Source organism: Rhodoligotrophos defluvii (assembly GCF_005281615.1).
GTDB lineage: Bacteria > Pseudomonadota > Alphaproteobacteria > Rhizobiales > Im1 > Rhodoligotrophos > Rhodoligotrophos defluvii.
On record NZ_SZZM01000001.1, the window covers coordinates 1,412,161 to 1,434,261 of the forward strand.

18 protein-coding genes are annotated in these 22,101 nt (G+C 65.6%); 16 read left to right on the forward strand and 2 right to left on the reverse strand.

Annotated elements, in window-relative coordinates; all coding sequences use genetic code 11:
• Positions 1-51: 51 nt before the first annotated feature.
• Positions 52-1,596 (forward strand): L-piperidine-6-carboxylate dehydrogenase, encoded by a 1,545-nt coding sequence (gene amaB, locus E4P09_RS06700; RefSeq protein ID WP_137389271.1) that lies wholly within the window; start codon positions 52-54, stop codon positions 1,594-1,596.
• Between the two features lie 172 nt (positions 1,597-1,768).
• Here the strand turns inward: amaB and E4P09_RS06705 are convergent, their stop codons facing one another.
• A complete protein-coding gene (locus tag E4P09_RS06705) occupies positions 1,769-2,446 on the reverse strand; it encodes a FadR/GntR family transcriptional regulator (protein ID WP_137388748.1) in 678 nt (225 codons plus the stop codon).
• Positions 2,447-2,618: 172 nt separating this feature from the next.
• Here E4P09_RS06705 and E4P09_RS06710 point away from each other — a divergent pair, with 172 nt between their 5' ends.
• The 12 genes from E4P09_RS06710 (at position 2,619) to E4P09_RS06765 (ending at position 17,136) form a co-directional block, all read left to right on the forward strand.
• Complete coding sequence (locus E4P09_RS06710; RefSeq protein WP_137388749.1) at positions 2,619-3,488, forward strand: fumarylacetoacetate hydrolase family protein; 870 nt, start codon at positions 2,619-2,621, stop codon at positions 3,486-3,488.
• Entirely contained in the window at positions 3,485-4,261 is a 777-nt protein-coding gene (locus E4P09_RS06715) for an alpha/beta fold hydrolase (protein ID WP_137388750.1), read from the forward strand. The genes E4P09_RS06710 and E4P09_RS06715 overlap by 4 nt, the downstream gene beginning before the upstream one ends.
• A gap of 79 nt (positions 4,262-4,340) precedes the next feature.
• The gene (locus E4P09_RS06720; RefSeq protein WP_137388751.1) at positions 4,341-5,690 is read left to right on the forward strand and encodes a metal-dependent hydrolase family protein; all 1,350 of its coding nucleotides are present in this window, start codon (positions 4,341-4,343) and stop codon (positions 5,688-5,690) included.
• A 28-nt stretch (positions 5,691-5,718) separates the two neighbouring features.
• Positions 5,719-6,717, forward strand: a complete 999-nt coding sequence (locus tag E4P09_RS06725; protein WP_137388752.1) for a branched-chain amino acid ABC transporter permease — start codon at positions 5,719-5,721, stop codon at positions 6,715-6,717.
• A complete protein-coding gene (locus E4P09_RS06730) occupies positions 6,714-7,763 on the forward strand; it encodes a branched-chain amino acid ABC transporter permease (RefSeq protein WP_137388753.1) in 1,050 nt (349 codons plus the stop codon). The genes E4P09_RS06725 and E4P09_RS06730 overlap by 4 nt, the downstream gene beginning before the upstream one ends.
• Before the next feature lie 45 nt (positions 7,764-7,808).
• A complete protein-coding gene (locus tag E4P09_RS06735) occupies positions 7,809-9,050 on the forward strand; it encodes an ABC transporter substrate-binding protein (protein ID WP_137388754.1) in 1,242 nt (413 codons plus the stop codon).
• A gap of 6 nt (positions 9,051-9,056) precedes the next feature.
• Positions 9,057-9,845, forward strand: a complete 789-nt coding sequence (locus E4P09_RS06740; protein ID WP_137388755.1) for an ABC transporter ATP-binding protein — start codon at positions 9,057-9,059, stop codon at positions 9,843-9,845.
• On the forward strand, positions 9,838-12,063 hold the full coding sequence (locus E4P09_RS06745; protein ID WP_137388756.1) for an ABC transporter permease: 2,226 nt from the start codon (positions 9,838-9,840) through the stop codon (positions 12,061-12,063). Before E4P09_RS06740 ends, E4P09_RS06745 begins: the two co-directional genes overlap by 8 nt.
• Positions 12,063-12,926 (forward strand): phosphoenolpyruvate hydrolase family protein, encoded by an 864-nt coding sequence (locus E4P09_RS06750; RefSeq protein WP_137388757.1) that lies wholly within the window; start codon positions 12,063-12,065, stop codon positions 12,924-12,926. Before E4P09_RS06745 ends, E4P09_RS06750 begins: the two co-directional genes overlap by 1 nt.
• The gene (locus E4P09_RS06755) at positions 12,923-15,157 is read left to right on the forward strand and encodes a flotillin family protein (protein WP_137388758.1); all 2,235 of its coding nucleotides are present in this window, start codon (positions 12,923-12,925) and stop codon (positions 15,155-15,157) included. Before E4P09_RS06750 ends, E4P09_RS06755 begins: the two co-directional genes overlap by 4 nt.
• Before the next feature lie 7 nt (positions 15,158-15,164).
• Positions 15,165-15,608, forward strand: a complete 444-nt coding sequence (locus E4P09_RS06760) for an SRPBCC family protein (RefSeq protein ID WP_137389272.1) — start codon at positions 15,165-15,167, stop codon at positions 15,606-15,608.
• Positions 15,609-15,627: 19 nt separating this feature from the next.
• A complete protein-coding gene (locus tag E4P09_RS06765; RefSeq protein ID WP_137388759.1) occupies positions 15,628-17,136 on the forward strand; it encodes an SRPBCC family protein in 1,509 nt (502 codons plus the stop codon).
• Positions 17,137-17,153: 17 nt separating this feature from the next.
• On the opposite strand, the gene E4P09_RS06770 is transcribed toward E4P09_RS06765, so the two are convergent.
• The gene (locus E4P09_RS06770) at positions 17,154-18,221 is read right to left on the reverse strand and encodes a maleylacetate reductase (protein WP_137388760.1); all 1,068 of its coding nucleotides are present in this window, start codon (positions 18,219-18,221) and stop codon (positions 17,154-17,156) included.
• Positions 18,222-18,596: 375 nt separating this feature from the next.
• Between E4P09_RS06770 and E4P09_RS06775 the strand changes: the two genes are divergently transcribed.
• From E4P09_RS06775 to E4P09_RS06785, 3 genes are all read left to right on the forward strand, one after another.
• Complete coding sequence (locus tag E4P09_RS06775) at positions 18,597-20,156, forward strand: ABC transporter substrate-binding protein (RefSeq protein WP_170984259.1); 1,560 nt, start codon at positions 18,597-18,599, stop codon at positions 20,154-20,156.
• Positions 20,157-20,232: 76 nt separating this feature from the next.
• A complete protein-coding gene (locus E4P09_RS06780; protein WP_137388762.1) occupies positions 20,233-21,174 on the forward strand; it encodes an ABC transporter permease in 942 nt (313 codons plus the stop codon).
• A gap of 5 nt (positions 21,175-21,179) precedes the next feature.
• Positions 21,180-22,094, forward strand: coding sequence for an ABC transporter permease (locus tag E4P09_RS06785; protein WP_137388763.1), 915 nt, complete (start codon positions 21,180-21,182; stop codon positions 22,092-22,094).
• The last annotated feature ends 7 nt before the right edge of the window (positions 22,095-22,101 follow it).

A 22,101-nucleotide genomic window follows, 5' to 3' on the forward strand; every position in this document is an offset into this window, starting at 1 on the left:
GAGTCGGCAAGACACCTGTTCGGTTAACCCAAATACGAAGGTAGTGCCATGATGACGGCCGCCATGAAACTCCCTCTCCCTGCCGATGTCGATGCGCTGCTGTCCGGCCTCGGCATTCCAGCTAGCCGATACAAGGATGGTGGTCTGGAGGTCAGAACGCCCATAACCGGCGAGGTGATCGCCAGCGTGCCGGAAGCGGATGCCGCCACCGCCCGCGAGGTGATCGAGCAGGCGCGCAGCGCGTTCCTCTTCTGGCGCAACGTGCCGGCGCCTCAGCGCGGCGAGCTGATCCGGCTATTCGGCGAGGAGCTGCGGGCGCACAAGGAGCAGCTCGGCCGGCTCGTCTCAATAGAAGTGGGCAAGATCACCTCCGAAGGCCTCGGCGAGGTGCAGGAGATGATCGATATCTGCGACTTCGCGGTGGGTCTCTCGCGCCAGCTCTATGGCCTCACCATTGCCACCGAGCGCGTGGAGCACCGGATGATGGAGACCTGGCACCCGCTGGGCGTCGTCGGCATCATCTCCGCCTTCAACTTCCCCGTGGCCGTGTGGTCGTGGAACACGGCGCTCGCCCTTGTCTGCGGCAACAGCATCGTCTGGAAGCCGTCGGAGAAGACACCGCTCACCGCCATGGCCAGCAAGGCGCTGTTCGAGCGCGCCGCCAAGCGCTTCGCCGAAAGCGTCACGCCCGTGCCCGATGGCCTGTTCGGGCTGCTGATCGGCGGAAGCGAGCTCGGCGAGATCCTGGTGGATGACCACCGCGTGCCGCTGGTCTCCGCCACTGGTTCCACTGCCATGGGCCGCGCGGTGGCGCCCCGCTTGGCCCAGCGCTTTGCCCGCGCCATCCTCGAACTCGGCGGCAACAACGGGGCCATCGTCTGCCCGTCTGCGGACCTGGATCTCACTTTGCGTGCCGTGGCCTTCGCCGCCATGGGCACCGCGGGCCAGCGCTGCACCACGCTGCGCCGCCTGTTTGTCCATCGCAGCGTCTATGATCAGCTGGTGCCGCGCCTGGCCAAGGCCTACGGCTCGGTGAAGGTCGGCAATCCTCTCGAGGCCGGCACCCTGGTCGGACCGCTCATCGACGAGCGCGCCTATGCCAACATGCAGAAGGCGCTGGAGCAGGCGCGGTCCCTGGGCGGCAAGGTGACCGGTGGCGAGCGGGTGCACGAGGCGGAGGCGCCCCAAGCCTATTACGTGCGGCCGGCCCTGGTGGAGATGCCGGGCCAGGTTGGCCCCGTGGACCAGGAGACCTTCGCCCCCATCCTTTATGCCATCGCCTATGACGATTTCGAGGAAGCGCTCAGCCTCCACAATGCCGTGCCCCAGGGCCTGTCCTCTTCGGTCTTCACCAACGACCTGCGCGAGGCCGAACTCTTCCTGTCGGCGCGCGGATCCGATTGCGGCATCGTCAATGTCAATATCGGCCCGTCCGGCGCGGAAATCGGCGGCGCCTTTGGTGGCGAGAAGGAGACCGGCGGCGGCCGTGAATCGGGCTCGGACGCCTGGAAGGCTTACATGCGCCGCGCCACCAACACCGTCAATTACGGTCGCACCCTGCCGTTGGCTCAGGGCGTGAAGTTCGACGTGACGTGAGGCAGGTAATCCGCGCGCCCGAGGTCAAGGCCGCGCGGATGGATGTCCGGTATGGTGGGCAGGAGTGCAGGCACCGCCCTGCGAGGCGCGAGAGCTTATGGTCTCTCGCGCTGCTGTGGTCGCGCGATCCTCGAACGACTCGGTTCGAGCCACTCGGCACCGAAGTGCAGCCCTAATGCTGCCGCCCCAGCAAGTTCTGCTCGACATTGACCAGATGAGCCTGCATCGCCGATCGCGCTGCTGAAGGGTCGCGGCGCAGGATGGCCTCGAGGATCGCCGCGTGCTCGGTGCAATAGCGCTGGCGGCGTTCCTCGGAAAACGACCTCTGCTTCATGTCGAACCACGGCGCCTGGTTGCGCAGCATGCGCAGCACGTTGTGGATCTCGCGCAGGAGCTCGTTCCGGCAACAGCCGAAGATCCGGTGGTGGAACTCCGCATCCCAATGCTCGAATTCAGGCATGTCGGTTGCATTGCAGGCGGCGTCGTGCGCCTCGCGGACGGCGTTGATCTCGGCGGCGCTGGCCGTCGTCGCGGCACTTGCCGCCGCCGCAGGCTCGAGCAGCAGCCGCACCTCCATCATGTCGGCGGGGCTCGAGCCCGCCATCCGGCTCACCGCCTCGAGCATCGACGGATCGGCCGCCGGGGCAACATATGTGCCGCGGCCCACGTGGCGCAGGATCATGCCGCTGTCCGCGAGCGCGACCAGGGCGCGCCGGATCGTGTTTCGGGCAACCCCGAATTCCGCCGCCAGTTCGCGCTCCGGCGGCACCCGACGGCCATCCGACCACTCGCCGGCCTCGATGCGCTCCTTGAGCGCAAGCGCAATCTCTGAAGCAACCAGCCGGGGCATGCCGTCTCTCTTATGTGAGCCAATGTTGAACCATTAGCACAGCCATGCTCTCCGGTCCAGCGCGTGTAGGTCGGGTTTTTGCGGTCATTTTTTCCATTGCGCTCCAGGAGCCATCCGGTCTACGTTTGCACCAACGAGGCCACATTGGCTCAAAAAAATGCGGGAGGAATGGATGCGGCTTGCCACGGTCTCGATCAATGGGGAAAGGCGCGTCGGCCTTGTCGATCTCGATGACCGCACGATCGCACCGTTCGATTTGACCATGGACGAGGCCGCGAAGGGTGTCGTCGCCCTGATCGGCCGCGAGACGCTGCCGCCGCTCCTTTCGCCCATCGGGTTGGACCGGGTTCGGATCGAAGCGCCCATTCCAAGGCCGTTCCGCAATATCTTCTGTGTGGGCAAGAACTATTACGAGCACGCGGAGGAGTTCGCCAGGAGCGGCTTCGATTCCAGCGCGGCAGCTGGGGCGGTGCCGAAATTCCCGATCATCTTCTCGAAAGTGCCGGAGACGGTGATCCCCAGCGCCGCGGCGGTGCGGATCGACCCGAAGGTCTCGCCCGCGATCGACTACGAGGCGGAATTGGCCGTGATCATCGGCAAAGGCGGCCGCGGTATTTCTCACGAGCGGGCGATGGAGCATGTCTGGGGTTATACGATCGTCAACGACGTGACGGCGCGGGACCTGCAGGGCCGGCACAGCCAGTGGCTGATCGGCAAGTCCCAGGATACGTTCTGCCCCATGGGGCCGTGGGCGGTGACCGCGGATGAGATCGACCTCGGCAATACCGGCATTCGCTGCTTCGTCAATGACGAGCTGCGGCAGAACTCCAATACGCGCCTGCTGATCTTCGACATTCCGACAATCATCGCGACCCTCTCCGAAGGTCTCACCCTGCAGCCGGGCGACGTCATCGCCACAGGCACCCCCGCCGGCGTCGGCATCGGCTTCGACCCGCCGAAATATCTCAAGAGCGGCGACGTGGTGCGGATCGAGATCGACGGCATCGGCGTCTTGGAGAACCCGTTCGAGGCAGCCGCATGAGCACGATCAGCACGGGGCGGATGGTGGTCGAGGTGGCCGGCGAGGGCATGCCGGTCGTCATGGTGCCCGGTCTTGGCGGGACATCGAACACCTTCCAGCCGCAAATGGAAGCCTTGCGCGGCTTTCGGGTGATCCGCCCCGATCTGCCGGGGTCCGGCCGTTCGCCGGTGGCGCCGGAGGCGCAGACCATCGAGACCCTGGCCCGCACCGTCGCGGAAACGGCAAGAATGCTCGGTGCCGAGCGCGCGCATTTCGTCGGTCACTCCCTGGGCACGCTGGTCTGCCAGCGCATCGCGGTCGAATGGCCGGAGCTCGTGGCGTCCCTGACCTTGTTCGGCGCCTTGACGGAGCCGACCGAGGCGGCGCGGACCGGGCTTGCGGCGCGGGCGCAGGTCGCGCGCACGGACGGCATGGAGCCGATCGCCGACCAGATCGTCGCCAACGCGCTCTCGTCCGCCACGCGCAGCACGCAGCCGGCGACGGTCGCCTTCGTGCGTGAATCGGTGATGCGGCAGAATCCGGAAGGTTACGCCCGCATGTGCGAGGCGCTCGCCAAGGCGCAGGCGGCGGATTTTCGGCGGATTTCCGCGCCGACCCTGTTGATCACCGGTGATGCGGACGTGGTGGCGCCGCCGAGCATGGCGCAGATGATCGCCGACAAGGTGGCCGGCGCGCAGCTTACGGTCCTTGACCGCGCCGGTCACTGGATTACGCTCGAAAGGGCGCAAGATTGCAGCGAAAGAATGGGTGGTTTTCTCAGAACCGTTCAATAAAGATCACAAGGACGAAGAAGATCGCCCGCCCGAAAAATGGCGGCAACGATCCGGCAATTATAGTCCATGGGAGGACGTCATGGCGGACAATGGCAGCTATGGACCGCGCTGGAGCTCGACCGCGCGCGAGGGCGACGGTGTGTTGTTCACGAATGTCCGGATCCTCGATGGGACCGGAGAATATCCCTATACCGGCGAAGTGCTGGTCCAGGGCAACCGCATCAAACAGATCACCAAGGGCGGCTCGCGTTTCGGCGCCGGCATGACCGGCATGAATGGCGGCGGCGCGACGGTCATCGATGGCATGGGCGCAACCCTGATGCCCGGCATGATCGATGCGCATCTGCACCTCTCCTGGAACAACGCGCCCGGCATCGACCCGATCCAGATGATGCCGCCGGAGGAGCACATCCTGGTCACCGCCGAAATGGCGAAGCTGGTGCTGGATGCGGGCTTCACCGCGGGCCGGGGCGCTGCGGCGGCAAAGCCGCGGCTCGATGTGGTGATCCGTAACTTCATCAATGCCGGGCGGGTGCCTGGCCCGCGCTATACGGCCGCCGGGCCGGAGATCACCACTGTCGGCGGGCTGGGCGACAGCGCACCGTCGCACATTCCTCATGAGGGCTTGAACCTGGGGATCGTGGTCTCGGGGCCGGAGGAAGTGCGCCGCACCGTGCGCATGCTGATCAAATACGGCGTGGACTCGATCAAGCTGAACCTCTCGGGCGAAGAGATCACCGGCATGCGCGCCGAAGAGACGCCCATGGCGGAGGAGGAGGTCGCCATGGCGGCCAAGGAGGCGAAGGCGCGCGGCAAGGTGCTGGCGGCGCACGCGCGCTCCTCGGAATCGGTGAAGCAGTGCATCCGCCACGGCATCCAGAACATCTATCACGCCTCGTTCGCCGACGAGGAGGCGCTGGACCTGCTGGAGGCCAACAAGGACAAGCATTTCGTGGCGCCAGGCCTTGCCTGGTTGATCCGCACCGCGCGGCATGCGGGCGAGTGGGGCATCAAGCCGGGCTCGGAGATCTCGATGATGTACGAGCGCGAGCTCGAGATGGCCGTCGAGACCATGAAGAAGATGCACCGTCGCGGCATTCGCGTGCTGATCGGCGGCGATTACGGCTTCGCCTGGACGCCGCAGGGGACCAATGCCAAGGACATCGAATATTTCGTCGACCTGATCGGCATGTCGCCCATGGAGGCCATTCTCGCCGCCACCAAGTATGGCGGCCAGATCATGGGCATGGGCGACGAGCTCGGCCAGATCAAGGAGGGCTATCTGGCCGACCTCCTGCTGGTGGATGGCGACCCGCTCGCCAATGTCCGCATCCTCCAGGAGCAGGACCGGCTCCTCGCCATCATGAAGGACGGGAAGTTCCACAAGAAGCCGCAGATGCAGGAGCAGCGGCGGCGGCTGATCGCCTGAGGCACCACTTGGAGATTGGGACACCGAGGTGAAGCATCCCGTCTGGACAGCGGTTTGGATCGCGCTCGCCGCCTTGGCCGCATGGCTCGTCTTCGCGGTCTGGCCGGACTGGCTCGTCGATCTGATCGGCGCCAAGCGCATCTTCGTGACCACGATCCTGAACGGGATCACCCTGGCAGGGCTCTATTTCCTGGTGGCCAGCGGGTTCACCCTGGTGTTCGGGCTGATGCGCAACGTCAATCTCGCCCACGGCTCGCTCTATCTGTTCGGGGGCTATGTGGGGCTGAGCGTGCAGATGGCGACCGGCAATTGGCTGCTGGCCGTTGCGGCGGGCTTCCTCACGGCGGCTGCCGCAGGTGCGCTGATGCAGGTGCTGGTGTTCCGGCGCATGGAAGGTGACGACCTGCGCCAGACCCTGGTCACGATCGGCATCTCCATCGTGGCCGCCGACCTGATGCTGGCCGCATGGGGCGGCAATACCTACCAGTTCTCCATACCGGCGGTGCTGGACGGCGCGGTGACGACGCCCCTCGTCTCTTCCGTCCGCTCCAATGGCGACGAGGTGATGATCAAATATCCGCTCTACCGGCTGGTGGTGCTGGCGGTGGCACTGGCAATCGGCGTGGGGCTCTGGCTTCTGCTCAACAAGACCCGCATCGGCATGATGATCCGCGCCGGCGTCGACGACCGGGCCATGCTCTCGGCCACCGGTGTCAATGTGCACGTGATCTTCGCGATCGTCTTCGCCATCGGCGCGGGGCTTGCCGGGCTTGCGGGCGTGGTGGGCGGGTCGGCGTTGTCGATCGCCCCGGGCGAGGACATCCGCTATCTCCTGGCTTCGCTGGTGGTGGTGATCGTGGGTGGCATGGGCTCGATCACCGGCGCCGCCATCGGCGCCCTGCTGATCGGCCTCGCCGAGCAGATCGGTCTAGCCTATTTCCCAACCTACGCGGTGGTCATCACCTTCGTCATCATGGTGGTGGTGCTGGCCGTGCGGCCGCAGGGCATCATGGGGCGCGCCGCATGACCGCGATCGACGCCAATCCGCCGCGTGGACAGGCCGTGCCGGATTGGCTGGGCCAGGCTCATCCCGCGACATTGCTGACGGCGGTTTTCCTCCTCCTCTATCCCGCCTTCGCCTCGTCCTTCTTCACGTTCCAGATCGGCGCGAACGCGCTGCTCATGGGAACGATCGCGCTCTCGCTGATGATGCTTGCGGGCTATGGCGGCATGGTCAGCTTCGCCCAACTCACCGTCGCCGGCATCGCCGGCTATTGCGTCGCCATCTTCGGCACCAACGGGTCGGGGGTGATGGGCCTCGGCTGGCCGTGGTGGATCACTGTGCCGTTCTCGATCTTGGTCGCCGCGGTGTGCAGCGCCCTGATCGGCGCTTTGGCGGTGCGCACCGCCGGCATCTACATGATCATGATCACGCTGGCGATCGCCACGGCATTCTTCTACTTCGTCCGGCAGAATTACGAGATCTTCAACGGCTTCAACGGCTTCCATGGCGTCGCGCCGCCAACCCTGTTCGGCATCTATCTGCGCGATCCCCTGCCGTTCTACTATTTGTGCCTCGCGGTCGCCGCTTTCTTCTATTTCGCCGTCCTGTATGCCGCCCGCTCCACGTTCGGCCTCAGCCTGCAGGCGATCCGCGACAATCCGCGCCGCATGCAGGCCTTGGGGTTCCATGTGGCGGCGCACCGGATCTTTGCCTTCTTCCTCGCCGGCCTCATTGCCGGCACCGGAGGCGTGCTGCTGGTCTGGTTCAACGGGCAGATCTCGCCGGGGACGGTCAGCGTCGCCGGGGTCGTCGACGTGCTGGTGATCGCGGTGGTCGGCGGCATGCGCAAGCCGATCGGTCCGTTTCTCGGTGCCGTGCTGTTCGTGCTTGTCAAGAATTTCGCCATCGACCTCATCGGCGCCGACCGGTTCAACACCATCATCGGTCTCACCTTCCTGGCAGTGGTGCTGTTCTCGCCGGACGGGCTGCTGGGCTTGTGGGAGCGGTTCAAGGCCGCAAATGTCACGGCTTCTTCGCGATCCATTCTGGGTCGCGGGGGAACGGGCTGAGAAGAGGGAGCCAATAACAATGAAAGCACAAGGGAGAAACGACTCATGAAGATCGCAAGACGATCCCTGTTTTTGGGTGCGTTGATGCTGTCCGCCTTGTCCCCCGCGCTGGCGCAGGAGACGATCAAGGTGGGCGGGCTTGCAACCCTCGAAGGCCCGTTCACCGTCATGGGCGAGGACGGCCTGCGCGGTGTGCGCCTCGCGCTCGACGAGGTGAACAACGAGGTGGCCGGCAAGAAGATCGAGCTGATCACCGCCTCGTCCGACGCCTCGCCCGACAGCGCGCTCAAGGCGGCGCGCAAGCTGGTCGAGCAGGATGGTGTTCAGATCCTGATCGGCCCCCTGTCCGGTTCGGAAGGCATCGCGGTCAAGGATTACGCCAAGAGCCATCCGAATGTGACCTTCATCAACGGTTCGTCCGCCGCCCAGGACACCACCCTGTTCGATCCGGCGGAGAACTTCTTCCGCTTCTCGACCGACGGCGTTCAGTGGATGGCCGGGCTCGGCGAGTATGTGTTCAAGGAGAAGGGGTTCAGGAAAGTGGCCGTGGTGGCCGAGGATTATTCCTTCCCTTACAGCCAGGTGCAGGGCTTCATGGTCCCGTTCTGCAAGCTGGGCGGCAAGGTGCCGGAGAAGTTTTGGGTGCCGATCGGCAACAAGGACTATTCCTCGGTGATCGCGGCCCTGCCGGATGACGTGGACGCGATCTTCGTGGCCCTGGGCGGTGCGGATGCGGTGAACTTCCTTTCGCAGTACCAGCAGGCCGGCGGCGAGGCCCCCATCATCGGCGGCTCCATCACCGTGGACCAGACGGTGCTGGGCTCCAAGGGCAAGATCCGCGAGGCCATTATCGGCACCTCCGCCGCCGGTCCGACGGCGGATACCTGGGATGATCCGCGCTGGACGGAATTCGTGGCGGCCTACAAGAAGGCCAACCCGGACGGCTTTCCGTTCCCCTCGCTGTTCGCGCACGCTTATTACGTGAACACCAAGGCGGCCCTGCTCGCCCTGAAGGAGGTCAATGGCGACCTCTCCGACGGCGGCAAGAAGTTCCGCGAGGCGCTATCCAAGCTGAAGTTCGACACGCCGACCGGTCCGGTCTCGATCGACGAGAACCGCAACGGCATCGCCTCGATCTTCATCACCGAAGTGGTGGAGGGTGAGGACGGCAACCTGGTGAACAAGGTGGTGAAGGTCGCCGAAAACGTGAACCAGACCTTGGGCGAGCCGCAGGCCGAATTCGTGAAGAACGGTCCGCCGAGCCGCGACAACCCGGACTGCAAGTAAGGCAAGATGGCCGAACCGGCACCAGCCATGCTGCACGAGAGCGGGGCCTATGCCCTGGAGCTCGAGGGCGTCGGCCGCCGGTTCGGCGCCCTGACGGCGCTGGCCGATGTCACCATGACGGTGCGCGCCGGCGAGCGGCGCGCGGTGCTCGGCTCGAACGGCGCCGGCAAGACGACCCTGTTCAACACCATCACCGGGGACTTCGCGCCGAGCGAGGGACGTATCCGCTTCTTCGGCGAGGACGTGACCGAATTCCCCGCCTATGAGCGCATAAGGCGGGGTCTGCGCCGCACCTACCAGATTTCGCTGCTGTTCGGCGGGCTCACCGTGCTCGACAATGTGTTCCTGGCCTGCCGTGGCGTTTCCCGCCGCCGCTTCTCGCTGTTGCGGCCGCGGCGGGACGACGCCACCATGGAACAGGCCGAGCGCATCATCCGGGCGGTGAAGCTCGACGGCGACCGGCTCACGCCGGTGGCCGAGCTGAGCCATGGCCGCAAGCGTCAACTCGAGATCGCGCTCGCGCTGGCCGGAGCGCCGCGCTTCATACTGTTCGACGAGCCGGCCGCGGGACTGTCCACCACCGAACGGCGCGACCTGATCGAGATCCTCAACGCGCTGCCGAGCCATATCGGCTACATCATCATCGAGCATGACCTCGACGTGGCGCTGCGCGTCTCCGAGCGCGTCACCATGATGCATAACGGGCGCATCTTCAAGGAGGGCACCCCCGCCGAGATCGAGAGCGACCCTGAGGTGCAGGAGATCTATTTGGGGGGCGGGGGCGGCCATGGCTGAGAAGGCGAAACCCGTCCTGCGCATCCGCGACCTGCAGGTCTATTACGGTGAATCCCATGCCATTCAGGGCGTGGACCTCACCCTCCCATCGGGCATCCTGTCGATCGTCGGCCGCAACGGCATGGGCAAGACCACCCTGTGCAACACGGTCACCGGCCTCAAGCGGCCGCGGTCCGGGTCGATCGCCGTGCTGGGCCGCGAGGTCTCGGGTCTCGATCCGCATCAGATCGCGCGCCTTGGTGTCGGCTATGTGCCGCAGGGACGGCGCGTGTGGCCGAGTCTTTCGGTCAACGAGCATTTGCGCCTGGCAGCCCGCGGCGGCCCGGACGCGGCCTGGACCGTCGACCGCGTGTACCAGGCCTTCCCGCGCCTTGCCGAGCGCCGCAGCAATGGCGGCGGCGAGCTGTCCGGCGGCGAGCAGCAGATGCTGGCGATCGGGCGCGCGCTGCTCGGTGATCCCAAGCTTCTGATCATGGACGAGCCGACCGAAGGCCTCGCCCCGGTGATCGTCGAGCGCGTCGAGGCGATGCTGCGGGAGCTCGCCGAGGACGGCGACATGGCCGTCCTGCTGATCGAGCAGAACATTGGGGTCGCCTGCGAGGTCGCCGAGCATGTCGCGATCATGGTCAATGGCCGCATCAACCGGATCATGCCGGCCGCCGAGCTTGCCGCCGACCGCGAGCTGCAGCAGCGTCTGCTCGGCGTGGGCCGCGCCGGCGACGACCTGGAACCCGCACCGTCGCCGGCCGCCGCCCAGGCCGCCGAACAGCGGATGTCGGAGGTGTTTCGCGTGGTGCGCCGGGATGGCGGGCTTGCCGAACCCATGGAGACGCCCAGCCGAGCCGGCTACCGCACCGTCACCCAGATGCCGAACCGCTGGTCGCTCAGCGATGCGGAACTTGGCCGCGGCGTCCGGCCCGCTTCGTTGCGCGCCATGCAGCCGGAGGCGCGCAACGATCTCTTCGCCATTCCCGCGAGCGAGCGCCATGGCCGGACCGCGCTGGTGGTCGGCACCTTCGACACCAAGGCCACCGAGCTGAAATATCTGCGCGATCTCCTGCGCGATCTAGGCATCCGCACCCGCACGGTCGACCTGTCCACATCCGGCAAGCCGTCCAGTGCCGACGTGCCGCCGCAAGAGGTGGCGGCCGCCCATCCGCGAGGCTCCAGCGCCGTGTTCAGCGGCGACCGGGGTGCGGCGATCGAGGCGATGGCGCTTGCCTTCGAGCGCTGGATCATGCGTCAGCGCGACATTGGCGGCGTGATCTCCGCAGGCGGCTCGGGCAACACCTCCCTCGCCACCGCCGGCATGCGGCGCCTGCCGGTGGGCATGCCGAAGATCATGATCTCGACGGTCGCCTCGGGCGATACCGCGCGCTATGTGGGCGCCTCCGACGTTCTGATGATGTATTCGGTCGCCGACATCCAGGGGCTGAACTCGATCACCAAGCGCATTCTCGCCAATGGGGCGCATGCGCTGGCCGGCATGATCGCGCGGGCGCCCAACGCCGCGCAGCGGGTGGCGGATGCGGCCGCCGCCAAGCCCGCCCTCGGCATCACCATGTTCGGGCTGACCACTCCCTGCGTGCAGCAGGTGACCGCGGCCTTGGGTGATGATTACGACTGCCTGGTCTTCCACGCAACCGGCGTCGGCGGGCGGTCCATGGAAGGGCTTGCGGATTCCGGCATGCTAGCCGGCGCGCTCGACGTCACCACGACCGAGATCGCCGACATGATGATGGGCGGCGTCTTTGCCGCGACCGAGGACCGGTTCGGCGCCTTCATCCGCGCGTCCATTCCCTATGTGGGCTCGGTCGGCGCGCTCGACATGGTCAATTTCGGCCCGCGCGACACCGTGCCTGCGAAATACCAGGGCCGCAACCTGGTGGTGCACAACCAGAACGTAACCCTGATGCGCACCACGGCGGCGGAAAATGCCGAGATGGGCCGCTGGATCGCGCGCCGGCTGAACGAGATGCGCGGGCCGGTGCGCTTCCTGCTGCCGGAAGGCGGCGTGTCCGGTCTCGACCAGCCGGGCAAGCCGTTCCATGATCCCGCCGCCGACCGCGCCCTGTTCGAGGCAATCGAGCAAACCCTCGATCAGAACGGCCAACGGCGGCTGATCCGCGTGCCGGTCCATATCAACGACCCCGCCTTCGCCGCGGCCCTGGTGGCCGCCTTCCGCGATATCGCAGCCCCCCTGAGGAAGAGAGCCTGATGCCCCGCTTCGAACGACAAGCCCTGCTCGAGAAATTCCGCGGCATGGTCGCGCGCGGCGAGCTGATCATCGGCGGCGGCGCGGGAACGGGGCTGTCGGCCAAATGCGAGGAGGCCGGCGGCATCGACCTCATCGTCATCTACAATTCCGGTCGCTACCGGATGGCGGGCCGCGGCTCGCTGGCCGGCATGATGGCCTATGGCAATGCCAACGAGATCGTGATGGACATGGCGGCGGAAGTGCTGCCGGTCACCAGGAAAACCCCGGTTCTGGCAGGGGTGAACGGCACGGACCCGTTCTGTATCTTCGACAAGTTCCTGGATGATCTGAAGGCGGTGGGCTTCTCGGGCGTGCAGAATTTCCCAACCGTCGGGCTGATCGATGGCGTCTACCGGGCCAATCTGGAGGAATCCGGCATGTCCTATGGGCTGGAGGTCGACATGATCGCCAAGGCTCACGCCAAGGACATGCTGACCACGCCTTATGTGTTCAACGAGGACGAGGCGGCGGCCATGACCCGGGCCGGCGCCGATATCATCGTGTGCCATCTGGGGCTGACCACCGGCGGCTCCATCGGCGCGCAGACCGCGCTGAAGCTCAAGGACTGTCCGGCGCTGGTCGATGCCTGGGCGGAAGCCGCGCGGCGGGTGCGCGACGACGTCATCGTGCTGGTGCATGGCGGTCCGGTGGCCCAGCCGGAGGATGCGGAATACGTGATCCGCAACACGAAGAACTGCCATGGCTTCTATGGCGCGTCCTCGATGGAGCGGTTGCCGGTGGAGCAGGCGATTACCGAGCAGACGCGCAGGTTCAAGGCGATCGGCCGGGGCGTAGGGGTGATGGAGGCGGAGGAAGGTCGATGACTACTCAGACACTTGGATCGGTCATCCTGTGGCTGATCGTAATCGCGGTCCTCACGGTGATCGCGGTCTATCTGCTGCGCTGGCTCTACCGTCGCTCGACCAAGGAGACGGCTTTTGTCCGCACCGGCTTCGGCGGCGAGAAGGTGATCATCAACGGCGGTGCCTTCGTCGTGCCGGTGCTGCACGAGATGACCATGGTGAACATGAACACCATGCGCGTCGAGGTGCGTCGGGGTCAGTCCAACGCGCTGATCACCCGCGACCGGATGCGGGTGGACCTGATCGCGGAGTTCTTCCTGCGGGTGAAGCCGACCGAGGAGGCGGTGTCGATCGCCGCCCAGACGCTCGGGCGCCGCGCCATGAGCCAGGACGGCATCCGCGAGCTGTTCGAAGGCAAGTTCGCCTCGGCTCTGCGCGCGGTGGCGGCGGAGATGACGCTCCAGGAGATCCACGAGCGGCGCAACGAGTTCATGAGCCGGGTCCGCGAGCAGTCGCGGGAGGCGCTCGCCTATAACGGGCTCGAGCTCGAACATGTTTCGCTGGTGGACCTCGACCAGACCAGCCTCGAATTCTTCGATCCGTCCAATGCGTTCGACGCGGAGGGCCTGACCCAGCTCACCGAAACGATCGAGATGCGCCGCAAGATGCGCAATCTCATCGAGCAGCAGACCATGATCGAGATCCGCAACCAGAATCTCGACAGTGAGCGGCGGGTGCTGGAGATCGAGCGCGAAAGCGAATATGCGCGCATCGAGCAGGAGCGGGAGATTGAGATCCGGCGGGCCATGCAGCGGGCTGAGCTGGCCCGCGAGCGGGCGCAGCGCGACCACGAGGCCCAGCAGGCCATGCTTGCCGCGACGGAGGCGACGGAGAAGACCCGGATCGCCCAGGAGCGGGCGATCATGGAGAGCCGCATCGCCAGCGAGGAGGAGACCCAGCGCCGCGAGATTGCGCGCCGGCGGGCGATCGAGGCCGCCGAGCTCAAGAGCCGCGAAGAAACCGAGCGCGAGCAGATCGCCCTCGAGCTGGCGATCGAGCGCCAACGCATCAGCCGCCAACAGGAGCAGGAGCAGCTGGAGGTCATGCGCCGCAAGGCCGTCGAGCTGGCCGAACGAGAGCGGGAGATTGCCCTGTCGCGCAAGGCCGTCGAGGTCATCGAAGCCGATATCGAGGCCAAGCGCGCCGAAATCGTCTCACGCAGCGAGGTGGAGCGCGAGCGCCTGGCGAGCGAGCGCAAGGTCGATGAAACCCGCATCGAGCGGGAGCGGGCCCTCCAGCTGCTCGAAATAGCGCGGCGGCAGGCCTTCGAGGAGGCGGAGATCGCGTCGGGCGAGGAGGTCGAGCGGGCGCGGATCACGACGGAGCGGGGCCTGAGCGAGGCGCGGCTGGTGCGTGACCGCGAGCTGCGCAGGCTGGCGATCGAGCGCGACAAGGCGCTGGAGCTCGCCGAAATCGAGAAGGCCATAGCGGTCGCCGCCAAGACCAAGGACCGGTCGGCGGCCATCGCCGAGGCCGAGGCGGCGCGCGCCCAGGCCATCATCGCCGAGGAGCAGGCCATGACCGCGCGCGAGCGGGAAATCGCCGAGCGGCGCAAGGCGGTCGAACTCATTGCCGCCCAGCGCGAATCCGAGCGGGAGCATCTGCGCCTGACCGCCAAGGCCCAGGCGGAGAAGGAGGCGGCGGCCAGCTTCGCCGAGGCGCAGCAGATCGCGGCCGAGGGCGAGGCCAAGGCGGTGCGTATCCGCGCCGAGGCGAGCGCAGTGCGCTACAAGGTCGATGCGGATGGCCAGCGCCAGGCGAACGAGGCGGAAAACCTGCTGACCCTGGAAGCGCGCGGATCGCGGGCGCGCATGAAGCTGCTCGACAAGATCGAAGGCATCATCCGCGAAAGCGTGCGGCCGATGGAGAAGATCGAAGGCATCAAGATCCTGCACGTGGACGGCATCACCGGCGGCAACGGCAATGGCACCGGCGGCCGGAACGTCACCGACGAGGTGATAGACAGCGCGTTGCGCTACCGCGTGCAGGCGCCGATGATCGACAATCTCATGAAGGAGGTGGGCATCGAAGGCGGCAGCCTCGGCCGCATGACCGACGTGCTGCGCGATGCCAAGGACTTGGATTCCATCGTCCGCGGCCGCAAGAAGGACAAGCCGGCCAAGCCCGCCGCGCCGACGCCCGCCAATGGCGGCGAGCTTGCGGCGCGCGACCGGGATGACGACGACGACTGAGCCGGGAATGACCAAGGTCTATACGTCGACCGTGATCGGGGCGCCCGCGGGGCAGGTCTGGAGCGCGGTACGCGACTTCAACGGGCTGCCCTCCTGGGCGCCTTTCGTGGCCGAGAGCCGCATCGAGCAGAACCATCCGCCGGACCGGATCGGCTGCATTCGCAACTTCGTGCTAAAGGACGGCGGCCGCATCCGTGAGCGGCTGCTGGCGCTTTCGGATTATGATCTGTCCATGACCTATTCCATTCTCGAAAGTCCGATGGGGGTCAGCAATTACGTGGCCACCCTGAAGCTCACGCCGGTCACCGACGGCGACCGGACCTTTGCCGAGTGGAGCGCGGAGTTCGACCATGCGCCGGGGCGGGAGCGGGAGCTTACCACCCTGATCGGCACCAATGTGTTCCTGGCGGCCCTGACATCGCTCAAGAACCGGTTCGGGAGCGGGGCATGAGCTCGGCGCCCGGCCCGCGATGACGGTTCATCTGGTCCGCAGCACGGTCATCGAGGCGCCGGTCGAAAAGGTCTGGGCGCTGCTGCGCGATTTCAATGGCCATGGCGGCTGGCATCCCGCCGTCGCCGCAAGCCGCATCGAGGCGGGGGAGCCGGGCGATCTCGTCGGCGCGGTGCGGGCCTTCACCCTCAAGGACGGCGGCCTGCTGCGCGAGCAGTTGATTGCGCTTTCCGACCGCGAGCATTCCCTGACCTATTGCCTGCTCGAGGCGCCGGTCCCGCTCCACAACTACGTGGCGACCCTCCGGCTGAAGCCGGTCACCGATGGCGATTTCACCTTTATCCATTGGGAATCCCGCTTCGATCCCCCGGAGGAACACGCGGCGCACCTCACGCAAATGGTCGCCAGCTCGATCTACGAAGCAGGTCTGGACGCGCTCAAATCGAGGCTGAAGCGCAGCCCGCCCTCGCGACATTCACCCGCTGGCACACTGGGCGGCGTCCTCGCCCGGCGTGCGGATCCCGCGCCTGCGACTTTCATCGCCGGCCCGCTTCCCGCGGAGGCTATGGTCGTCTCCCGTTATGGCGGCCCGGAAGTGATGGCGTATCGCAGGATCGAGGTGCCGCGGCCGGGCCCGGGCGAGGTCAGGGTCCGGCATCACGCGATCGGCGTGAATTTCATCGACATCCACTGCCGGCGCGGCGACTTCAAGATGCTGGTGCCGCCCGATATTCCGGGCATGGAGGCGGCTGGCGAGGTGGTCGATGTCGGCCGCGGCGTTGCCCATCTCAAGCCGGGCGACAGGGTGGTCTATGCCTGCGAGCCGGTGGGCGCCTATGCGAGCCTGCGCACCATGCCGGCCGGATCCGTGGTGGTGCTGCCTGACGATATTGCTGCCGAGGCGGCGGCCGCCATCTTCATGAAAGGACTGATGGCGGATCTGCTGATCACCGATGTGCACCCGCTCAGAACCGGCGAGACGATCCTGGTCCGCGGGGCGGCGGGCGGGGTTGGCCTTTTATTGGTGGCCATGGCCAAGGCGCGGGGCGCCCGTGTCATCGGCGTCGTCTCCAGCGCGGCAAAGGCGCAGGCGGCGGCCGAGGCCGGATGCGACCTCGTCGTCACCCATGCCGACGACCTCTCCGCTGCGGTCGACCAGGCGACGCGAGGCGAAGGGCTCGATGCCGTATTCGATCCGTTCGGACAGGCAAGCTTCGAAGAATCGGTCCGGCTGCTTGCAACCCGCGGCCATCTCGTCGCCTATGGCCAGGCCTCGGGTCCGCTGGGCGAGCGCAATATCGACCGGCTGGCCAGCCGGTCCGTCCGGCTGTCTCGGCCCAACTTCACGCACTATACCGAGCGGCGTGCCGAGCTCGAGGCACGGGCGGCACGGCTGTTCGACCTCCTGCGGCAAGGCGTGATCCGGCCCCGTATCGCGCAGCGTTTTCCTCTGCGCGAGGCGCCGGAGGCCCATCGGCGACTCGAGGCGCGGGAGAATATAGGCGGCTATCTGCTCACCCCGGAATAGACCACCCAGGTCCCGTGTCATTCCACCATCGGCGGCTCGCCGGCCCATGCCCGCGCAAGGAGCCCGCGAATGGCACCCGGTTCCATTGGGCGCGGGTTCCAATAAGGGCTTGCCATGGCGGCATCTGCCACGGCGTCGACGCCATCGCGCGGCATGCCGAAATCGCGGAGGCCCTCGCGCACGCCGAGCGCACGGATCAGATCATACATGCCCTGCGCGGCATCATCCGCTCCGATGGCGCGCGCCGCGCCCGCCAGCTCCTCGCCCGCGACCCGGAGATTATAGGCGATGGCGTGCGGCAGAACGATCGTGTGCGTCTCCGCATGAGGCAATTCATACATCCCGCCAATCGTGTGGCAGAGCTTGTGGTGGAGCGCCATGCCCACGCCCTGCAGGCACATCGCGCAAAGCCAAGCGCCGTACAACGCATCGCGGCGCGCTTCGGCACTGTCGGGCCGCTGGGTGACCGCGGGCAAGGCTCGGGCGAGAACGCGAATGCCTTCTTCCGCCATGAGCGAGATCACCGGGTTCTTCTCCCGCGCGTACAGCGCTTCGGTCGCATGCGCGATCGCATTCATCCCCGACGTCACCGAAAGGCGCACGGGCAAGCTCATCGTCAAGTCGACATCGTAGATCACCGTTTCCGGCAGTACCTTGTCCGATCTAAGGGTCGTCTTCGCTCCGCCTGCCGTCTCGCCGAGAATGCTCGTCATCTCGGAGCCGGCATAGGTTGTCGGAACGACCAGTTGCGGAAGGTCGCTGCGCAGGGCGATGGCCTTGCTCAGTCCGATCGTAGAGCCGCCGCCGACCGCCACGATGCCATCCGCATTGACCATGCCGATCTTGGTCAAGGCCTTTTCCGTGATGTCGACCGGCGTATGCATGGCCGCGCCGGGGAACACGCATTCATCGCTCAGCCCCAGGCGTCGCGCGATGCCGATGGCATCAGCTTCTTGGTCCGGCGTCGACACGACGAGCGCGCGTCTGATCCCCAGCAGCTCCACCTCCTCGGCAAGCTGATTGATCGTGCCTGTTCCGAAGATCACTCGGGCAGGGTATCCCTTGTAGACGAAGGTGTTGCGCATGGATGTCTCTTCACTTCTGCCGACGCCCCGGCGCCACCACGATAACGCCGCCCGGTTGCCACGGCGCCATCGGCCGAAGCCGTGTCGCCAAATTCGATGGGCGTCCGATCGCTGTAAAGATCGGTTTGCGGATACTTGTCCGCTTTTGGCAAGCTGACGGGGCACGACCCTTCCGGCGTCGGTGACCTCGGGTTCGCTGCGTAGATTGGATAGCGTTGCGTGGGGCGGATAGCGGGTGCCACGCGGAGATGATTATTTCGTTCCAAACACGGTGCAGAGCGCCGGTGACACAACAAAGGGGGAGGGACGGAAATGAACACTCTGCGTGGATTGCAATCGGTCGTTGCTGGCCTCGCCGCTACGGCGTCGCTTGCGTTGGCCCTTGCGACGAGCGAAGCCCATGCCGGCGGCACATTGCGTATCGCTATTACCGCTGCGGATGTTCCGACCACGACCGGCATGCCGAACAACGGCTTCGAGGGTTTTCGGTTTCTCGGCTTCCCGGCGTTCGAGTCTCTCGTACACTGGGATCTGTCGCGTTCCGACCGCGCCTCCGACATTATTCCCGGATTGGCGGAAAGCTGGAGCCAGGACCCGGCCGACCTGACCAAATGGACGTTCAAGCTGCGGCAGGGCGTGAAGTTCCACGACGGCACGGACTTCAATGCCGACGCGGTCGTCTGGAACCTGGCCCGCTTCTACGATCCCGATTCTCCACAATTCGACGCGCAAGGATCAGCCGCGACCCGTGCACGCAACCCGAATGTGAAAAGCTGGCGCAAGGTGGACGATCACACCGTCGAGATCGTCACCGACACGCCGCTGAGCTATTTCCCCTATCTCATCGCCTATGCCTTGATGGTGAGCCCCGCGCAATTCCAGAAGGTCGGCGGAACTTGGGAGGAATTCGCCAAGGCGCCGGCGGGAACGGGCCCCTTCCGGATCGTCGAGTTCAAGCCGCGCATCAGCGCCACCATGGAACGATTCGACGACTACTGGAACAAGGCGTCCATCGCCAAGCTGGACCGGATCGTCATCTATCCGATGCCGGAGGAAACCACTCGTCTCGCCGCGTTGCGGTCGGGTCAGGTCGACTGGATTGAGATGCCGCCGACGGACGCGATCCCGAGCCTCAAAGAGGCCGGCTTCGAAATCGTCACGCACAGCTACCCACACGTCTGGCCGTGGGAGTTCAATATCAAGAAGCCGGATTCGCCATTTCGCGATAAGCGGGTGCGGGTTGCCGCCAATTACTGCATCGACCGCGACAGCATCGTCACCTTTCTGAACGGCACCGTTGAGCCGGCGGTCGGGTTCTTTAACAGGTCGCATCCGCTGTTCGGAAACCCGACCGAGCGCTACACCTATGACCCCGACAAGGCCCGCAGGCTTCTCACCTCGGCCGGTTACGGCCCCGATAAACGTGTGAAGGCGAAGGTCCTGATTTCCACGGCAGGCTCCGGTCAGCGCACGCCGCTGCCCATGAACGAACTCCTACAGCAGACCCTTTCGGGTTGCGGCTTCGACTTGGAGTTTGAAGTGGTGGACTTCGGCAGCCTTCTGGTGGCGTTGCGCAGCGATCCGACGGGGCCGCAGGCGATGGGCAGTGACGCGATGAACATGAGCCTGGTCACGTCCGACATATCCATGGTGGCCCGCTGGTTCTGGTCCGCCAACTTCGCCCCCAACGGGTCCAACTGGGGCAACTGGAAAAATGACGAATTCGATCGGGTGCTCGAACAGATCCAGCGCTCTACCGATCAGGAATTGATCCGCGAAAAGAGTGCGCGTCTACACGAGATCCTCGTCGATGACGCGCCCTGGCTCTGGGTCGTTCACGATCTCGCGCCGCGCGCCATGTCGAAGAAGGTCAAGGGCTTCGTGCCGGTCCAGGCGTGGTTCCAGGATTTCACCAAGATCACGATCGACGAGTAACATCGTCAGCCCGCGTGTGGGCCGGCCTTGCTCGCGGCCGGTCCTTGGAAGCGCGCTCTTCGACATGGACGCTAACATGCTTCAATTCGTTCTGCGGCGCATCGCTTACGCGGTTCCCGTGCTGCTCGGGGTCTCCGTCGTGGTGTTCGCGCTGGTGCAGCTTTCTCCTGGCGATGTGGTTGACATTATGGTGCCACCGGAAGCGTCCAAGGAGGTCGCCGCGGCACTGCGCAAGCGTTACGGTCTCGACGAGCCTATCCATGTCCAATACCTGCTCTGGCTCTGGCACCTCCTGCAGGGAGACCTCGGGACGTCGATTTTCACCGGTCAGCCGGTCGCCAGCGAGCTTAGGGGCGCCCTGCTCAATACACTGAAGCTTGCCATTCCGGCGACATTGCTGGGAATAACCCTGGGCATCGTCCTCGGCACGCTCGCCGCCCATTTCAACGGCACCTGGCTCGACAAGCTGTTCTCCGCCACCTCGATCGCCGGTGTCAGCCTGCCTCATTACTGGGTTGGGATTGTGCTGGTCGCCATCTTCGCTGTCGTGCTGAACGTGCTGCCCGGTCAGGGGATGGGCCCCGACGGATTCCCGACGAGCTGGGAGCATATTCGGCATCTTATCCTCCCCGTGATCACGATGTCGCTGATTCCGATGGGCGTCGTCAGCCGGTTGGTTCGCGCCAGCGTGCTGGAGGTGATAGGCCGCGATTTCGTCCTGACGCTACACGCGAAGGGACTGCGGGGCAGGCGCGTGCTGCTCCACATTTGCAAGAATGCGGCGCCGCCCGTCCTTGCCATCATTGGTCTTCAGTTTGGTTATCTCCTCGGCGGCTCCGCACTGGTGGAAACGGTGTTCAACTGGCCGGGATCTGGCAACCTGATGATGCTCGCGGTGTTCCGCCGCGACGCGCCTGTTCTGTCCGCCACGATCGTGGTCCTCGCTGCCATTTTCGTCGTCATAAACATCGTGGTCGACGTTCTCCAGGCGCTGATCGACCCGCGAATCCGCCGGTGAGACCCATGCGATACGAAACGGATAGCCTCGCGGAACTGACCGGGTTTGCTGATGCGCAGGCGGAACTTGGGGAGCGGCCGCGGCGGGGATACTGGGCGCGCGTCTGGTTGCGGCTGCGCGGCGATCGCGTCACGCTCTTGGCAATGGCGGTGCTGCTTGCCCTGGTCCTGGCGGCGATTTTCGCCCCCTGGATAGTCACCCACGATCCATTGCAGGGATCGGTTGTTGCTCGGCTAAAAGGGTTCGGCTATGGCGGGCACATCCTGGGCACCGACGAGACCGGGCGCGACATGTACAGCCGGCTCGTCTATGGCGCCCGGTTATCCCTGATCACCGGTGTGCTCCCGGTATTTCTCGCCTTGCTGGTGGGCGGTTGCCTTGGGGTCGCCGCCGGCTATTTCCGCGGTCTTGTCAACACCCTCGTCATGCGGGTGATGGACGTTCTGTATGCATTTCCCTCGATCCTCCTGGCGATCGCGATCACCGGCATGCTCGGCTCCGGCATCGGCAACACCATTCTCGCCCTCACCATCACGTTCATCCCACCGATGGTGCGCATATCGGAGACGGTGACGAGCCAGGTCCGCGCGATGGATTATGTCGAGGTGGCAAGGGCCAGCGGTGCGCGCCCGCTCATGGTCATGCGCTACCACGTGTTCAACAACATTCTCGGCCCTATCCTGGTCTATGCGACGAGCCTGATATCGATCTCGATCATCCTCGCCGCCGGCTTGGGCTTCCTCGGTCTCGGCGTGGCGCCGCCCAACGCGGAATGGGGGCTCATGCTCAACAATCTCCGCTCGGCGATCTGGGTCAATCCGTTGATCGCCGCGCTGCCGGGCGTGATGATCTTCGTCACTTCCATGTGTTTCAACCTTATGAGCGACGGCCTGCGCCGCGCCATGGATCTGCGCCTCTGAGGAAGCA

Excerpts from the sequence above, each read along its gene's own strand:
- E4P09_RS06740 (WP_137388755.1), top strand. The coding sequence starts at position 9,057 with ATGGCCGAACCGGCACCAGCCATGCTGCACGAGAGCGGGGCCTATGCC.
- E4P09_RS06730 (WP_137388753.1), top strand. The coding sequence starts at position 6,714 with ATGACCGCGATCGACGCCAATCCGCCGCGTGGACAGGCCGTGCCGGAT.
- E4P09_RS06765 (WP_137388759.1), top strand. The coding sequence starts at position 15,628 with ATGACGGTTCATCTGGTCCGCAGCACGGTCATCGAGGCGCCGGTCGAA.
- E4P09_RS06780 (WP_137388762.1), top strand. The coding sequence starts at position 20,233 with ATGCTTCAATTCGTTCTGCGGCGCATCGCTTACGCGGTTCCCGTGCTG.
- E4P09_RS06760 (WP_137389272.1), top strand. The coding sequence starts at position 15,165 with ATGACCAAGGTCTATACGTCGACCGTGATCGGGGCGCCCGCGGGGCAG.
- E4P09_RS06735 (WP_137388754.1), top strand. The coding sequence starts at position 7,809 with ATGAAGATCGCAAGACGATCCCTGTTTTTGGGTGCGTTGATGCTGTCC.
- E4P09_RS06770 (WP_137388760.1), bottom strand. The coding sequence starts at position 18,221 with ATGCGCAACACCTTCGTCTACAAGGGATACCCTGCCCGAGTGATCTTC.
- E4P09_RS06705 (WP_137388748.1), bottom strand. The coding sequence starts at position 2,446 with ATGCCCCGGCTGGTTGCTTCAGAGATTGCGCTTGCGCTCAAGGAGCGC.
- E4P09_RS06745 (WP_137388756.1), top strand. The coding sequence starts at position 9,838 with ATGGCTGAGAAGGCGAAACCCGTCCTGCGCATCCGCGACCTGCAGGTC.
- E4P09_RS06785 (WP_137388763.1), top strand. The coding sequence starts at position 21,180 with ATGCGATACGAAACGGATAGCCTCGCGGAACTGACCGGGTTTGCTGAT.
- E4P09_RS06720 (WP_137388751.1), top strand. The coding sequence starts at position 4,341 with ATGGCGGACAATGGCAGCTATGGACCGCGCTGGAGCTCGACCGCGCGC.
- E4P09_RS06755 (WP_137388758.1), top strand. The coding sequence starts at position 12,923 with ATGACTACTCAGACACTTGGATCGGTCATCCTGTGGCTGATCGTAATC.
- amaB (WP_137389271.1), top strand. The coding sequence starts at position 52 with ATGACGGCCGCCATGAAACTCCCTCTCCCTGCCGATGTCGATGCGCTG.
- E4P09_RS06710 (WP_137388749.1), top strand. The coding sequence starts at position 2,619 with ATGCGGCTTGCCACGGTCTCGATCAATGGGGAAAGGCGCGTCGGCCTT.
- E4P09_RS06715 (WP_137388750.1), top strand. The coding sequence starts at position 3,485 with ATGAGCACGATCAGCACGGGGCGGATGGTGGTCGAGGTGGCCGGCGAG.
- E4P09_RS06750 (WP_137388757.1), top strand. The coding sequence starts at position 12,063 with ATGCCCCGCTTCGAACGACAAGCCCTGCTCGAGAAATTCCGCGGCATG.